Raw genomic sequence first — 18228 nt, forward strand, 5'->3', positions numbered from 1 at the left:
CGATAAAGCTCGCTCCAGCCACCACCACCGCGACCTTTACCGAAAGGGCACTGTTATTCATAAAAGGTTCCTAAGTGCCCGTGCAATTAAGCTAAAGACCCGTGGCTCGATAAATTTCTAATACGAAATTTATCGACCCACTAGAATCTTAAATAGTTTTAAATAGTCGTTAATTTTAAATTTTAACTAACTGGATCTTGGCACGCATATGTAGTTTAATCATATCGTTCAATTAAAATACGTACACCAACAACTTTCATAACATCCAAATAAACATAGATTCAAAAGTTCCACTGGAGTTACCTTTCCCTTCCTTTTTAAAAACCCTTTATCATAAGCCATAGTATTAAATTTATCTTCAAAAAATATTTCCTTAACATCATAGATACTAATTTATGCTTTTATCCAAAGTCATTCCCATTATTATTTAAAATTAAACTATTATACCTTCTGACTATTGGATATTAATTGAAAATACTAGTTTGATGGCTCTAGGTAGAATCTCTGATTCACTAACATAAATTGTATGCGTTAGAAACCTGTTTATGTCTGCTATATCCGCCCTCGTATCAGACTTTCACTAACAAACTACTCCCAGGTCGGACACCCTAAAAAAGGTCAGCATTTATTATTGCTGACTTAGCTATCTATGATAGTAATATTATTAGATAGCTTTTATGACTTTCCTATATGAATATCATAAGTCTTTTCCCCTACAGCTTTAGCTGAATTTACATTAAACTCAACTTTAAGAATCTCTACTTCCGTTCTTGGTCTTTTATAGGAAATATTTACTTCGTCAGGTTTTTCAAAATTAATTTTTACTGCTTTCATTGCTTTAACAAGAATCTCTAGTATTTTTTCATAATTTTCATGGCTTTTATCTAACCCATCTTTCGTTGTTGTAAATGGTAGCGAATACTGGCTTTTTTCAGTAAGATTTAAATATCCTCTAAATCCATAATATTGCTCACTAAAGATTATATTTTCGTATTTATCACTTATTAACTTTAAATTCCAACCGGTTAATTTGCCTTTGTTTGTATCAACAACTAATCTTTCATTGAAGTATATATTCCAACCAGCTTCACTCATATTTTCTATGCCTTTATACACTTTAACATTACCTTTAAATTTATTAGTATTTATATCTTTTTCATATACTATAATATCATTATCTTTCTTAATGCCTATCTTTATTAGCTTTAATACACCCTCTTCTTTTAGATATATTTTAATACCTTTCGATATGCAATCCTTAAACTTTAATGCAATATCTTGTCTTAACTTTGAAATATATCCCTTTTTATTGAATTCACTTTTTATACCTTTATTAATTTTTGTGATTTTTATGGTTGTACCATTTATATAGGAGCTACAACATTCAGATAAATCTATTGCCCAATCTTGCTTTTTAACCCACTGATCTACGTCAATTTTTACCTTAAAATGATCTACATCCGTATGAGATTCTAATTCTATTAGCCTTCCTATTTTAAACATAGCTCTCTTCATTCCAACATTATATCTACCAACAATATTATCATACTCACATGAGTTTGTAGTGTCATTTCCGAACCTAAATACATTGCTTTTAGCACTATCTAAAGTTATTCCTCCACAATTATCTCTTATAATAAATGTATTATTTTCTATCTTTAAACTTATTTCAAATCCCTCTAGTGATTTGTACCCTCTAATTCGTTTTGCAGCATCAATTGAATTATCAATTAAATCAAAAATGGCACTCTCAAGTTTTATATCTCTAACCCAAGTTGTCGTAAAAAATTCTTTTCTTGGTAAAAGCTCAATTGAATTATCTATATTAATCATTCCTAATAATTACTATAGTATATTTTACTCTTCGTGATAGAAATTATGATTATAACCCCCATATTTTTTTATCAAACCCGTAGTTTAACAAACTTAATTACTTTTGGCATTGTGTATAATTTTCTATTTTGTATATATAATAGGGACTGTGTCAAAACAATCAAAAATCATTTTACCAAGCCCCTTCATAGCTACATATATTGTTCGTTTCACTTACAATCTATCTAAGTGGTCAGAGCCCTTACAAAAACTGGAACAGTTTTCGTTGCTTTATGAAGCCACCTATTTCTTTCTAAAATCAAATATTGGTTTCGGAATATTTTTCTTAACACTTGTTACTTTCTCATTACCTCTATCACCATTTTTCTTAGTGATTCTCTTTTTGGGGCTTTTAACAACTTTTTCTGATTTACTCAAGTCAAGAATATTTAGCTGTTCACTGTTATCTAATCCTAACTCAGCATAAAAATTTATCTGCTTACATTCTAAGCCAATATTCTCTTCATCTTTCGGCTTGGAGTCAACCATAATTGAAAGTACAGGATTAGTGGTTTCTTCTTCAATTGCTTGTATTTGCTCTGAATTTATTAAGTCAATAACATTTCCTACTTGTATATCATTAACATCTGCTTCTGCATCAACCTCATTAATGAATTCACCATTCCATTCCAGACGTATTTGTTCTGCTCGTCTTTTAATGCTGTCAATTAACCCGTCATTGGTAAGCATATTTGCATCAAGATATTCAGTCTCTGACAAATAATTAGGTCTAATTTCATTATTTTCAAGTTCTTCAAAAACCCATTTCATTGTATCATCTGGATTTCTGTAAAATTGACTCCCTCTTATTCTAATAAATTTCCAGCCTAGTCTTTCTAGAATCGCTTGTCTCTTCAAATCATTAGGTAGGTCATCTTGTGTATGCCATTTTTCTCCATCGCATTCTAAAGCAATATGCTTATTTCCATCTTCAATAACCATATCTATTCTATATGTGCCTACCTTCCATTGTGGTATAACTATGTAGCCTTGGTTCAAAAGACTTTTCATTACTTGTTTTTCAAAATCAGACTCAGCATGTTTTAGTCTTTCTTCATCTTTATCTACTGATGGGTTCATTGCATGTTTTATTAATCTAAGTCTTATATCATCTGGTTTAAGATCTATTTCCGGATTTAAAGAATGCACCACCCACATTTGGTCTTTTGCTCTACTAGCAGCAACATTATATCTTTTCCGAGCCAAGTCATTATTACCATCTTCACTTAGCAATCTAACTGGGCCACCTTTTTCGCTTGGGCCTTCAACAATACTTAGGAAAATCACATCTCTTTCATCACCTTGAAACTGAGATGCAGTTCCACATTGGATCTTACGGGATTCGTATTCTTTAGGATCAAGATTAAGCTGTAATAGTCTATCAATTTCATAAGCTTGTTCTTGCCCTAAAAGAGAAATGATCCCAAAGGTTTTCCCTTTATAAGCTTCATTTTCAACACACGCACATATCATTGCCGCAATGTGTTGTGCCTCAGTCTTATTAATTTTATCAGGCGATTTATATGCATTAGGAACTCTATATTCAATCACAGCAGGTTTTATTGCTACACCTGATGCATCTCTTAAAGGTTTTATTCTGCCATTGTAAGATAATTGATTACTAAACTCAATTATTTCAGGTAAACATCTAAAATGTTCTGTCAACATTAAAGGTTTAAATCCTGAAGCTTTTGCCATATCATAGACAGAAGTCTTACCATTAAATAAGTGATTATTAGGAATACCTTGTAAATGTTGTTCAATTAATGCATTAATTTCTTCAGTTTTTATTCCAACAGTATCAGGGCTTACTTGTTCATCATCACCTACAATAATAATTTTTTTCCCTAAATATAAAGCTGATAAAGATAATATACCTGCTTGACTTGCCTCGTCAATTATAACCACATCAAATTTATTTTTCTGTGGATCAAAATTCTCAGCTACACGATTTAAGGACATAATCCATACCGGTATAGCACTCTGACATAAAGGCATCAATTCCCTTGCTTTTTTTAATAGCATTGGGGCACTTTTACCAGTTCCTTTACCCACTTGTCTAATTGTAGCTCGCCATCCCTCAATGGCCTGAGTCTGAGCTTGAGTCTTATTCTTTATCTTTAAATGCCAAGCTTTTTCATAGGCAAGTCTCCTTGCATTTTGCATTAATAGGTCATTAATATTTCTCAATTCCTTTTGAATCATATTAGGATCATATCTATCAATTCGTTCAAGCTGGTTAGTAAGCTGACGCCACTTCCATGCTAGCTCTATGTCTTCTGGTAAATTATATTCGCCATGAATTCCATTTCTATTTTCAATAGCATGAGCCCATATTGGAGCATTTATCTTTAATTTCCTTATCAGTTCATTTCTTAAAGAAAATATTTTTCTTTTAGCATATAACTCAGTTATATTATAATAAGCCTCTTCATAAGCACTCACATCTTTTTCATTGACAGCGCGAATTAGTAGGTCAAATGGCTTTTTATATACTTTATACCCGTTCAAATCAAATGCATATTGATCCCACTTCTGTGTCAGTTTGTTTAGTAATTCAGAATTACATCTTTTACTTAAATCTGGTATGAAAATGCTTTTAAGTCGTTCTGAAATGGTTTCTATTGGCTGATCAATATCTATCACACAAAGTTCTTCAAACTTTATAATATCTTCCACATTAAATTGTACTTCTTGCGTTAACTTTATCCAATACTGTTCATGCCAATTTAATGATGACTGTATTTTTTTACGATGTTGTTTCACTTTTTGCTCAAAATCTTCTATATTTATAGCTGCATTTTCCGAGACTTCAAGTAGTAACTTATTAATTTTATTCAACAAGCTATTTCTCTTTAACTCATAAATAATTATTGCTCTAACTTTCTCAAAATCAGCTTTGTTTTCTATTTTTCTCTTATTATTAGTTATCCCATCACGAAGTCTTTTCCATTTAGGTTTTGTTACTCCAATAATAAAAGTCACTGGAATTTCTTTTCCAGAATCAATTATTTCATTTAAAATGACTACACTTTCCTCTAAAATTATTTGTTTTGGTATACATATATCATTATCGAATAAGATTTTTCTGTATTGTTCGTAGTTTTCCATTAGCTCATCTAATTCCTTAAAAACTATGGTCCATAAAGTAGTATATACTCCGTCTTTTATTGTTTTTGCTATAATAGCAAGCTGATATTCTTCCAGACTGTTTAGATCATCATAAATTAGTATTGCACTATTAGATATTTCTGATAGTATCTTTGTTTCAACATTATCTTTCAAAACAAGTTTTGGATTCCATCCAATAAGCTCCTCAGTTAATTTTATATAACTATCTGAATATAATTTAAATTCATCAAAAGACCATAAAAATTCTAAGGTTGGTAGTTCCTTACTTAACAAATTTTCTTCTTCAGTAGATATTTCTAGATTGGAATGATATAAATTACAAAAATCAACCACGGAAAGTGATAATCCTAATGTATCATCTTTCGTAGCTCCAGGTATATAATCATACTTACCATAGCCATCTTTTATAAACTTAGCAGCATTAATAGGTGTAACTGTCTGATTTGCAAATACAATATCTTTATATTCTAACGACCTAATTTGAAGAAGTTCTTGATTTTTTGTTTTTGATTTGTTAATAAGATCTTTTCTTTGAATTTCGAGTCTTTCAATTTTTTTCTTAGATTCATGTAAATCAAGTGATGTACCTTTTGCAGCAATTTCGTTAATGGCATCATCCATTTCTTTCTTTTGTGAACTGGAACTTAGTAGACTAATACACAAACTTTGGAGATTTATATCTTTGTTATACTTATCTTTGTATACTTTTTCTTTTAATACTGTTAGAGCTTTTTCTGTATGACTAGTTACAAGCACACTACTGCCTTGACTAAGAAGGTGACCTATAAGATTTGCTATGGTATGGGTTTTACCTGTTCCAGGTGGTCCTTGCACAAGAACTGCACCATAATTATTGAGATACTTAATTATTTTCAACTGCTCATTATTAGCTGGTAAGGTTAATAAAACATCTTCATCTATTCCACTTTGGTTCCAATTTTCACCAATGATTTCAACTTCCTGTTGCTCTTTATGATTACCTATCATATTTTCGAAAAAGTCTGGTAAAATAGCGTCTTCATTGCTCTCAATTTCTTCAATGATTTTATCAATAAACATAGAGAACCCTAGTGTTCTTTTTCTGAGAAACAAGATTGGTTCAGTCATAATCATAGGACCATTATAATTACTCTCAAAGCTTTCAACACATTTACCTTTTTCATCTAAAACATTAATAAGCCTCTGAAAAAGGCCCTTTGTGTTTGATGTATCTGCAATATGATACGCGTTTTTTTCAATATCTTGAATAATATTTGATAGCATTAATTGGTTAATTGATGGGATAATCCTTAGCATTGGTGTGTATAGTTCCGTCCTGAGCTCATCACATTTAACAATAAAAGATGGCTTATCCGCATCAAATTCTAAATGAACATTTTGAAGCAATACAGGATGATCAATAATTTTCAGGTCAGTAGTCCATCTAATACGTCCATCACCAAGTATAAGTTCTACGCTCTCAGATTCTTTCTTAATTTCAGAATATAGCTTAAATAATTTATTATATAAATCAAGTCCTTGTTGCTTTGGAATTTCTACTATTCTCCAATTTGTTCTTTCAGCTATCCATTTATCAAAAATCATCAGGCGATTCTCATCTTCATTAAAAAACTCTTCTTTATAACAAGCAACTAAGTTTGCTTTCCTAAACGCAGTCTTTTTCGCGCTACAATTAGGACATACCCATTCTTCAGAGATATCATCAAAGTCAGTACATACAGGAATATGAATGTCTTCATCTCCAACTTGTGGGTCATATATCCAATCACATTTAGAGCAAGCATACTTATATAAATGTATAGATCTAGCTATTACTTTTTCATAACGAACCTGTTCAACCCCAAGTTTTTCCCAACTGCCATCAATCCACTCAATAATTGATTCATCCGGAACAGGGCATGGCTCTAAAACAGGTCTTTTCACTTCCAATATTTTCAACCCATCAAAATCCTCAATATTATAAGCCGACCATACTTCCTTAATTTTCGGCAAATTTGAAATTTTCATACTCCACTTTTGATTATCAATTTCTGTTATAACTGGATTCGATAGTTCATTATAGTCTTTAAGAAAATTAAAAATACTTTTTATTTGAGCCACAGCTCTGCCTCCTGTTCTAAAGTTCTATGGAATTTAGAACTTGTTTAAAATTTTGCATTTCTTCCTCGGTCAAGGTTATCCCTTTGCCTATTTTACCTTCATCGTGATTCCAATCTCTTAAGTCAAACTTTCCAGGTCTATCATTCCAACTCACTTTATTTAATTCTTTTGTCCAATTACCTTTTTCAGAAAGAATTGCAATTCTTTCAACTATTTCATATTTTAAATCAGCCATTAATGTCCCCCCAAAAGCGTTCTTATATTATTAAAACAAAATAAATACATTTAAAATCCCAATATACATAACTGGCTTTACTATTTCTCTTATAAATCTAGTGTGATTATCTTCAAGAATATCTGAAACATTACCTTATTCTTATTCTATACCAATATCTATTGAGAAGATTCTTACTAAATTCCCCATCACTTTAATACCATTATAATTATTTCAACTAAATTATATAGCGGCCTTCCCTAATGCAATTATAGTATAATCCATATTTACCTAATATTCCATAAAAAGTTATAGATAGGTTCTCCCCTCATAATTAAACCTAAACAGAAAGCACAAGATGTATTGAATTCAATACATCTTGTGCTTTTTTATACATATTTATAATTACTGAATAGTTAGAATAATTTACAACACTCTATATTGCTGCATTTTTCATTATAAAACACTAGATAGCTTATATATCTATTATTGTACTCCTAAAGCCTTAAATACAGCATCTTCTGCGCCGCTGTAAAACATTATTTGAAATTTCGCATATAATTCAGGTGGCACTGTTGCTAAATCTCCCGCATTAAGCATTAGCAGTAAAATCTTTACCAGCTTTTAAATCACTAAAATACTCACTTCCTTTCGTTATATTCTCTTTTACGTGTATGACGATATTAGTTCATATTAAATTGTTATTATATACAACGTTTATTCTTAAGTTTATAAATCATCATTAAAAAAACTAGTATATTCCCATACTTTATTATATTTACTTGGATGCATTGGCTTATGACCTTTTGAATTTTTAAAGCAATAAGCTTTATGTTTATATTGTTTATTTTTCAATACTTTTAAAAGCTTATTTGTTTTATTTTCAAACATATTTTTAAAAGTTGAGTTCTCCCTGCATAGCTCTTTATTTATTCCCCATCCAACGAATATTTCATTTGCTTCATCAAGGTAACTTTTTATTTCATTCTTTTTTTCTAATTCATCATCTAAATTAATTAATTCCTCAGGTTTTGTTGTTTTATATGCAAATAAATTTAACACTATCATTTTATTAAATCCTTTTTTATCAAAGAATTCCATTAAAAAATCTACAGTGCCATCTCCCCTTAAATATGATGCATGACTTGGATTTAACATTATTGCTACTAAACATTTTTTTGAACCACTATCCACTCCCCACTCTCGTGATAAATAGTATCTATACTTTTGTTTCTCTTTAGTAACTATAAATTTTTCACATGATAAAATTTTTTCGTTTTTTATTTCAACCATATGTATCCCCCTTATTTTGTTTATTACATCAGTTTTATTATAGAGTTTTATAATTGTTCAAATAAAGTCGTTATTTAAGTTTATTTATTTTTTAAACATTGGTTTGTTTCATTTTTTTATCAATACCCTCCATAAAGTAAAAAATTGAATCTACTACAGTTTCATAAACCAATTTTGCTTCGTCTTCTGTAGCACCAACCTTAGAACCATGAGCAATTTCATTTCTCCATTTAAGAGCTTTCTTTTCCCAGTTGTTCCATGATGTGGACTTAGATAGTTTTATTTGATACAAATTCCACATTAACGGATTTACTTTTGTTGGAAGCTCAGTTGCTACTAAAAATCTTGAAATGCTATCTTCATCTAAACCATATTTTCTATAACCTTCACTTAAAGCCATATCAATATATATTTCAAAAGCTATTTCAGAAAACAATATACTTGTAAGAAAGTCTTCATTTATTAACTGTTCAAGTGCGAATTGAAGCATATCCATCCATGGAATATTATAATCATCAGTTTTAGCATTAATCATTATAAACACTTTCGTATTTTCACCAATTAGACTTTTATCCCCACCATCAGGTAGGGAAGTAAATATTCTAAACCCCTTTTTAGTGATATCAACTGCACCTACAAGAAAAGCTCCCATTGGCATAATCATTATCTTATAAATCTTTTTAATACTTTCAGGTAAATTAAAATATGTTTCATATCCAATTTTGACGTCTATAGTTTCATTAAACATATCATTAGCCAAAAAAGGAATTGGAATAAAATCTTCAAAAAATTTCAAACCATTTTTAAGACCTTCATAAACGGTAAATTGATTATTACATTCTGGATTTTGACAGGTAATAATAGGCTTTTCAAAATCACTTTGGTCAACTGACCAGCCCCTTGAACACTTGTTGCACTTCATCATAAATGCTCTAAGTTTTGAATGTTCCATAATTTATCCCCTCCTCAACTAATATAATTAGACAAGGAAAATTTTTTTCCTCTATGTTATTTAATTTTGTTTTTATATAATTATAAAATCTAAAACATAAGATTATGAAACATTTAATTAAGAGACACAAAAGAATGACTATAATTAACTCTACTTAGAATAGCTAAATTACTCATTTATCCTTGGCTTTATTTCCACATTCACATATAAAAAATATTTTATTATTATCATATCCCTATGTCTTAGGATAGTTGTCGTAAAGTCTATAATAGTCCATGGGATTTGGGGGACCAAGAGGAAGAATGATCAGTGCCTTCAGAAATCCAAACGTTTGGATTTCTGAAGGCACACCAATGCTACATTCATGCTCCTTACTGGTATCTCAGCTAAAGTTGCAAGTAATAGATTAGGGCATAGTACAATAAATATAACTATGGATTTGTATTCTCATGTATTAAAAGATATGAATGAAGATGCAGCAGATAGGTTGAATGATGTTATTTATAAATAAGGTTTTATACTATAGGTAAAACACCGAGATTATTATTTTATGATCTCGGTGTTTTTGTTTTAAGGACATTTCACAAAGAAGGCCCCCCAATTTCTATAATTTAGGAATAATTATTTATAATTGTTATCTGCCACAGGTGCATACAATGAATCGATACCTACTCTATCAAAAACAAAACTTCATTGGAAGTCCAACTCTCCTTCTGAAGTCTTAATATTTCAGTAGCGAATTCCCATAATAAAAACTTTTAAATTATAATTTTATTTACAACACATTAATGATTCTCGTCTATCTTTAATAATAAAAAATGTGCCTGGTCATGCAATTGTAGTCTATATTTTTCTATTTCCTCAATTGTATCAATATCTATTTCTCTTCCACCATGAACTAATTGATTTCTTAACTCACAAACGGTACTAATCCAATCTTGAGGTACTCCCCATAGATCTTGTGCACCTATATAATCCAAAAAACACTGATAAATCTTATTTTTAATTCCAGAACTTGTACGAAGCGTTTCAGTATGATATTTAGATCCTAAGATTTCAAATACATTCCAATAAGAAATAAATGTATCAATCGGATCTTCGCTCATCATGCCTTTTCTATATCAACTCATAGATTTTAGCAAAGGTTGAAGGTCTGCAGATTGTTGATAATCACGAGATTTATAAAAACACCTTTCAATCTGTTCCTGCTCAACAATTCTTTTAATAGTATAGTCTTTTTTATTGCGAGCATTAACATCATAGTAATACAAGAAAAGAGGCAAATCCAATTCACAGCATAAAACATCGACCATATTACTTAAAAAATATAGTGCTACTTTGTATGCAATAACAGCATTCGTAGCATATGCAGTAACACTAACAGTAATTCCTAATCTACTGTTTTGAATAACGATATCACTATAAAATTGATCCAAAAAACCCTTAGCTTGTCTTAAACTCATTCTACTCTTTACCTTTATATGTCCATCAACTTCAAATTTAACTTCCCAAATTAATCTAGGCATATTCTATCCCCCGCTTATATATAATTAATGTTGAAAATTCTTGTCTTAATAAATACCTTTTAATATAATATCTGTTTTTATTGTTGTAAATAATTCATTTATATCATTACAATTCTTCTGAATACATTCGTATTATATCTTCATTAAAATCTCTAAATCGTTTTAACTGCTCTATACGTTCCCTTATCTTTGTCTCTTTTACATCTTTATCTTCATCTACATCCAGGTCTAACAATTTTATAATAACCCCAGAATCTAAATTATCATATTCATCTACTACCGAAGCTCTAAGCCATTCTATGGTTTTCTCATCTGTAGCACAAACTGTAGCTTGTTTCAAAATATAATTTATCCATATCCGAGCTATCTTGTCAATTCCACTAGCCATATCCATCAAGCTATTAATTGACACTTGTCCTTCTGATTCCTCTTGATATTGCTGAGCATTATTTTGATTCAAAAAGAAGTAGCTCTCCTTCTCCGGGTTCATTCTCTCCAACGTTTTAAAAATAGGTTCAAATCTTTCAAATGGATTTTTATCAGGTTCGTAATAAGCACGATTTTTCCATAATTTTAATATGCTTTCAAAACACTTTTCTTCTGATATTGCCTTTTTCTCTCCGTCGGAATTCTCAATCTCTATCATTTGTTGTGCAATATAATGTGCCATCCATCGTGATAAAGTATCTACACTATCATCCAATCCTAGTTCATCAACTAGCATCTTTCCCAAATTCAATATTTCCATTTTCATCTGACAACACCCCTTCCCCAGATAACAAATAAATTTTATGTGCTGGTGGCATATATTTATCTTCTACAACAGTATTACTATATCTGTCTCTCACAACTCGTCTGCAAATTTGCACTTCCAACACTAGATTAAATCCTGTTTCTTTGCACAGATCTTTTAAAATATCCAACGTTGCAAGCATTCTCTTTCCTCTTAATATCTCTTTTTTTTCATACTCTCCAATTAAACGGCTCCAATTTTCGCATACTATTTTTACTTCTTTACGGTTACACTTATACCACTTATTTTTTAGTGAATTTTCTTCCAATCCTAATAATTCTTGATAGGTATCTCCCAGATCATAATCTGGATATGATATTTCACCTGCCCAAGGATCGAATCTATCAAGACCATCCTCTGTATTATCAGCTTTAATCCATCCCAACAGAACAAAAGGGTCAATATCACACTCCATACTTTCTTCTTTATAGTTTGGCAACTTATAATCATGTGAATTTTTGCAACTAACAAGTGCTGATAAAAGACCTTGTGATGCTTCTTTTGAAACAAGAGCTGAAGCTATTGATATATCTTCTCGGTACTGCCCTTGTCCATTTTCCCAATAACCTTTCACACATATTCTTCCATCCTTCATAACTAGATTATCTAAAAATTCAAATTTAGAGATGTTTGCTCTCCATTCTTTATCTTTTTCGTCATTCATCCATCGTGGTTCATCCAGAGGAACATTTCCTCGACAGTCCGCTAGCCAAAAACCATCCTGTCTAGTCAGACTATGCCGTTCTATCCATTCGTCCCAAGGATTTCTTTCATCCCAATCTTTTCTAAATATAATTGGCATTTTTTCAAAAAATCTAGCAGCAACTACAAACATTGCATGGTATGATAAGTAAAAATTATATCTTTCTACACTTGGATGCTGTTCATGTGAATGCCATGTTTTGTGCTCATACCGATGTGAATCCCACAATGAATGTCTTTGATCATGTACATAGCTACCATCATATAATATTTTCCATTCCTTGATAATTACATCACCGGCAAGTTTTGCTACTGTTTTCTCAGAGATGCCAAAAATCTTACCAAGTGGTTCAAACCAATATCTACCAAAGTCATATCCATGAGAAAACTTGACATCATCTTCTAAATCATCATTCTCGTAATTATTTTCTATTTTATCCCTATAATTAACTATATTTAAAGGAAACTGACTTTTTCCCATTAATAATATATTATCATATTCCTCCTTGCTATATGTATCAGGGAATGCTTTTTCAATACTTATCATAATATTTATAGCCTTCTTATGAATTAAAGCGTGAGGGATATTCCATTTCACATATTGAGAAAAAACATCAGCATATTGTAAAAATATTTCTGGATGCTCCATTGAAATTCTATCTACTGCAATTAATAAATATAAATGTGCATTCAAATTATAAAATGAAAATTTATTACTTCCAAAACAATCTACAGTATTCTTTTCGGCCCAAAGTAACAATGCTTTGATTTCATTATTACAGCCAAATTTCCCAAGCCTTTTGATGGCATGCACCGCATTCCATCGTGCCTCAGATTCAGGCGACCCAAGTGCAGACCAAATAAAGCCGGCAAAATTCATCTCAGGTGTATCAGCCGGCGTTAGCCATTCGCTCCATTTTCCATCTCCAAAATCATCATCAATACTAATTTCAAACCTGCTTAATGAAAACTCTAATAATGATCTTGCTTGTGAAGGAGTTATCATCTCTTGTATAGTTGTTACAAAATCGAAATACTCATCAGCTGTATCGATGTTTTCTTGCTTTGCTAACCCATCCACGATGCCCTCTGCAACTATTTTCATTTCATCATCACTTAATTTAACTGCAGAAAAAAACGCTATTTTTGAATACCAATTCAATAATTCACGTGAATGCATAGCTGCAATGGTTCTAATTATTAATGGCCATTTTCTTCTGAAACTTGGTTTATTCATCCACATTTCAGGTATATGTGGTAAAGCATCTGTTAACTCATAAAAACTAATAGAAGGAAGTTTAATAAACTTCTCCATGAACTCTACAATATTTTCTTGTGGTACATTGCTAAAGAAAATTTTCCAAAATACTTGCTTATTAAGATATGAATCTGAAATGTTTCGGAATCTAATAATTACTTCTTCGACATCCCTATCACTCATTAAATCTAATCCACCAAATATCGATTGTTTTTCGTCTTTAGTAATAACATGATGATTATATTTATCCTGAATGTGCATTTGCTTTAACTGTTCACTCTGATTTTTTCCCAACATCTTACACATTTCTAACACTTCATCATTTTCAATCATTGACTGATCAAGAAATTCTTTCAATTTATTCCATAAAGAAATTGGCATATCTAATATCTTGAAATACCTTATTGTTGCTTCTAATATATCCTTCCTGATTTTTTCTGCCTTAGCACTACTAATACAATTTATTGCTAAATTTAACATATCGCTATTTTTTATAAATGCAGATAAAGCCCATGTTGCTTCTGGTTTTATATAATTTGTTTTAGCGATTGTATTGGCTACAATTGGAAATTGGTCCTCAAACCACCCAACATCACGTTCTCTCCATCGACTTATTGCTGCTAGACCAGAAGCAGGAGATAGACTTGTGCATATTTTAATTGCTTCATCCCTATCCCAGTATTTCTCCCTTGCTATATTATCTCCAACCAACTCAGCGCAACGGATAAATCGATATGATAGCTCAGCTTCCTCGTTATATTCTTCTGAACAACGCTTTGCTATAACTGAAACAGCTTTCCAACGACTTGGTAGTTCATCTCCAAATCTTGAAACTTCTGTGATTGCCATATTAAAATATTCTGCTGCATCTGCTTTACTTATAGTCAAGGTTGCTCTTGCTAGTTCAACAAAATAATTTGCTTTTGTTTCTGTATCATCTTGAGATCTTATAATAGATTTGTACACATAGTCCTCTACATCATTTCGTATTACATTTAAATCATCTACTCGATTGGCCCCTCTTAAAGCTTGTATTCTTGAATCCATTAATATAGTATCGCATGACTGAATTCTATCTATGTAAAATGATTTAATTTCTTCTGGGGAACTTTGCTTGCTAAAAAGCATTATTTCAACACATACTTGTGCTATTTCAAATGGCAAGATATCATGCTTTCTGTATCTTGTACTCAATACTCCTTCAGTTTTAATACCTGCCTCATTTATAATACTATCTAATATATCATAATTTCCCACTAAAACACACAGCCTAACGTTATACCATGGCATTAATCCATAAAACACTTCTTTAATTTTTTTAACATCTTCTTCATCACTATATTTTTTTTTGTTAATCGTAAACTTTTCTGGAAGCCATTCCTCTTCCTTCGGATCACTAGATAATCCCAAATGCTTTCGTAAGGCTACAGTTCGCAAATAAACGATTCTTGCTTTATTTTTATAGTCACTATCAAAAGTAAGGGGTGCCCGTAAAGGAATGAATCGCTCTAACATCTTTAAGATTTTTTCACTATCAAGATGCCTAGCAATACATGCTTCTGCAAAAGAAAGCAATGCCTCCAATCTTTTATCATCATTAAAGTGATTATCTAAATTAGGAATTTTAAAATTATCTATATCAATCATTGATAGACATTTATCTAAAGATACTTTTTCTACAAAGCGTCCTACTTTTAACAATTCATTATTAATGCCTAATATAGCATATTCATTATTACATGATAGTATAGATATCTCGTCTACGTGTTCAAACCTTCCTAAGTCAATCAACTTCTTTATAAACCTACTGGAAATCTCAAAAACTAGTGATTCTGGGCTCCAGCCAGTCATAAATCTTACAGCTTCTTTAATCCCATTCAAGTTGTAATGAGCAAATATAAGTTCCACTATCTCATCTTCATGTAATTTATCTATATGAATTTTTTCTTTTTTTTCGTTTTTTCGATCTTCAAAATATAAGTCTAGCCAATGTTCTGCTGCCCTTAAATATGCACGTGCCTCGCCGTGATATTCCAAGATATTGGATAGTAATGAAGCAGAATAAACATTTTGTGAACCTTCCCAGGCTGCACTTATTGCTCTTTTAAATGCTAGTTCTTGCACCTTTTGTATATCTTGCAGTGGTGCGATTAAATCAATATTATTTTTAAATATCTCCAACTGGCGCTTATTACCTGCAGTTTCTTCTCCAGCAAGCATTGCCAACTTAGAAGCATCATAATATTGTTTTAATCTCAAAGCAGCCTTAAAGGCGAAATGCAAACGAAACATTTGGACATTTCTTCTATCGATAGGATTTTCGATTGGCAAACAATCCTCTGAAAGTGCCAGTTCTACCAATTCTCTATAGTACTCACCCTGTAGGTATAAAATTGGTAACACCTCAGCGACATATGTAAACTGAATTGCTAATGGTTTCAATTTTTCAATATAATCTCTCACTTGATTTACTGTTCCGAAATATTTTTTTCTAAACCACGTCTCAGTAGGCTCATCTCTAAATTGTACAACTGAATCAGAGACCCAAATGGGTCTACCTAAATCAGATATAAAGCTTCTAACTGTTGTTTCTTCAACTTCAGCCACAACTGCAAGGACTGAAATTGGTATAAATGGTGGCAATGATGCTAATCCACAACAAATTGCTTCAATTTGCTTTTGATAATCCTTTGAAAGCCTGTATTTAATCTTTTCAATTGCTCTATCTAATTGATATTCAATCTGCTTTTCAACTGTAGTACCTTTTGGACCCAATTCTTCTAAAACTCTATTTAAAATTCCATTTCCAAAAGCTATAGCATTTGCTTGAACACGAGGATTTCCAAAAGTTAACCGATGAAACTCTAATCCATCTTCTTCAGTAGCATTCGGAAAACTTTCCTTAAGATATCTAAATGTCTCATCTTTGTTAAAGGGTAACAATTCAAATTTATTTATTGAGTTTGAAGGTTCTAATAGTTCAATTCTCTCAGTCCTACATAGCACTATCAAATGACAATACTCTGGCAAATCTTCACGTAATAACTCATGAATAAAACATGTATCACCAAATTCATTGGCTACCATCTCAGCATTGTCCGCCGCATCAATTATGATAAAAAGTTTTCCATTTTCATTGCAACTTCTAATATTTTGAATTGATGTATTTAACCTTTGCAAAAACATCTTAAGTATTTCATCATCTAAAGCTATCGATAACGCAATTAAGGGATCACATAATCCTTTCCCGGCTAGTTCATTTGCAATTTGGACAATACCATCTCTATATCTATGTCTTGTCTGACTGCGATTTCTATAATTTCCCAAACCAAAGCAATCATACATAATTGTAACTGAATCTTTTGACAATAAATTTTCTAATACTATCACAAAAACTGATTTACCTATGCCGCCTGTTGCATGAACAATCACTGGCTCTTTTGATTTTACGATCTTACTTGATATTTCTAGATATTGACTTCTGATAATAGGTTCTTTTAGCCTTTCAAACACGGCAGGTGCTGGATATAAATCTCTCCTTGTAATACAGCCAAACCTCTTCAAAATATCTTCTGCACATATTATTCCGTCTGATTTTGGCAAAGCTTTCTCAGCTACTAATGCCGTTATTGAATCAATTTGAGGATGCCCTATATTCCCCGCTAACAATTTTCTTGTATCATATTGCAAATCTAGCCATTGGTTCTGAAAATCACCCAATCCATCTGAAAATTTAAGATGTTTGCAGAAATCTACCAACTCAGTGTCTTCTAATGTTGTATATTCTTTAAAAGTCTTTAAAAATTTCTTTCCGCATTCTTGATTCTTTTTAACTTTTTCCACTCCATCTTTAAAAACATCAGAAATATTTCTATTTGTTACAATATGAAAATCAATAATTTTGTTATCGTTCCTAGAATGATGGTCTTTATACCGTTTTGCGAAACCAACAACAGTATCTTTTAAATCACTCAAATTAAATGGAATGTTTTTATATAACGTTGTATGCTTCAGTTGATAATAATTAATCGCATCATTACCATCTTCTGATAAATAATATTCTGCTACATCAATAATGCATTCCCCTTCCAGATCCTGTTCTTTTGATCCTTCTATAACTATTGATTTAATGGGGGAAAATGGATTTAGCATTTTTAGGCAATATCTTGCTGCCCATCGATAATGAAAGGCATCACCAGCTCTTGAATATCTCACTATATCATTACTTTTTATCTTCTCTTTACTATTCATGCCGTTACTCGCCCCTATCTGTGTCTCTTTATAATTGTACAACAAACCTTCTTGTATGAAAGAAATTTTTACAAGTGTAACAAACACACCTTTTTAATAACGTTAATTTAAAATACTTCCCATTATTAGCCTAAC

At 31.3% G+C, this 18228-nt stretch carries 10 protein-coding genes; 1 reads left to right on the forward strand and 9 read right to left on the reverse strand.

Annotated elements, in window-relative coordinates:
* Positions 1-675: 675 nt before the first annotated feature.
* The 5 genes from G9F72_RS18225 to G9F72_RS18250 all read right to left on the reverse strand — a co-directional run bounded on the left by G9F72_RS18225 (position 676) and on the right by G9F72_RS18250 (position 9563).
* On the reverse strand, positions 676-1833 hold the full coding sequence (locus G9F72_RS18225) for an ATP-binding protein (protein WP_164959908.1): 1158 nt from the start codon (positions 1831-1833) through the stop codon (positions 676-678).
* Between the two features lie 282 nt (positions 1834-2115).
* Positions 2116-7104 (reverse strand): AAA domain-containing protein, encoded by a 4989-nt coding sequence (locus tag G9F72_RS18230; RefSeq protein WP_164959907.1) that lies wholly within the window; start codon positions 7102-7104, stop codon positions 2116-2118.
* Positions 7105-7120: 16 nt separating this feature from the next.
* A complete protein-coding gene (locus G9F72_RS18240; RefSeq protein WP_164959906.1) occupies positions 7121-7339 on the reverse strand; it encodes a YdbC family protein in 219 nt (72 codons plus the stop codon).
* A 708-nt stretch (positions 7340-8047) separates the two neighbouring features.
* Positions 8048-8611, reverse strand: a complete 564-nt coding sequence (locus G9F72_RS18245) for a DUF1643 domain-containing protein (protein ID WP_164959905.1) — start codon at positions 8609-8611, stop codon at positions 8048-8050.
* Positions 8612-8702: 91 nt separating this feature from the next.
* Positions 8703-9563, reverse strand: coding sequence for a hypothetical protein (locus G9F72_RS18250; protein WP_164959904.1), 861 nt, complete (start codon positions 9561-9563; stop codon positions 8703-8705).
* A gap of 364 nt (positions 9564-9927) precedes the next feature.
* Here G9F72_RS18250 and G9F72_RS18255 point away from each other — a divergent pair, with 364 nt between their 5' ends.
* Positions 9928-10074 (forward strand): integrase, encoded by a 147-nt coding sequence (locus G9F72_RS18255; RefSeq protein WP_224676162.1) that lies wholly within the window; start codon positions 9928-9930, stop codon positions 10072-10074.
* A 274-nt stretch (positions 10075-10348) separates the two neighbouring features.
* Here the strand turns inward: G9F72_RS18255 and G9F72_RS18260 are convergent, their stop codons facing one another.
* The 4 genes from G9F72_RS18260 to G9F72_RS18275 form a co-directional block, all read right to left on the reverse strand.
* Positions 10349-10672 (reverse strand): HEPN domain-containing protein, encoded by a 324-nt coding sequence (locus G9F72_RS18260; protein ID WP_164959903.1) that lies wholly within the window; start codon positions 10670-10672, stop codon positions 10349-10351.
* Between the two features lie 12 nt (positions 10673-10684).
* Complete coding sequence (locus G9F72_RS18265; RefSeq protein ID WP_164959902.1) at positions 10685-11089, reverse strand: hypothetical protein; 405 nt, start codon at positions 11087-11089, stop codon at positions 10685-10687.
* A 106-nt stretch (positions 11090-11195) separates the two neighbouring features.
* On the reverse strand, positions 11196-11843 hold the full coding sequence (locus G9F72_RS18270; RefSeq protein WP_164959901.1) for a hypothetical protein: 648 nt from the start codon (positions 11841-11843) through the stop codon (positions 11196-11198).
* A complete protein-coding gene (locus G9F72_RS18275; RefSeq protein ID WP_164959900.1) occupies positions 11803-18093 on the reverse strand; it encodes an ATP-binding protein in 6291 nt (2096 codons plus the stop codon). The genes G9F72_RS18270 and G9F72_RS18275 overlap by 41 nt, the downstream gene beginning before the upstream one ends.
* Positions 18094-18228 lie beyond the last annotated feature (135 nt).

This window comes from Clostridium estertheticum (genome assembly GCF_011065935.2).
Classification (GTDB): Bacteria; Bacillota; Clostridia; order Clostridiales; family Clostridiaceae; genus Clostridium_AD; species Clostridium_AD estertheticum_A.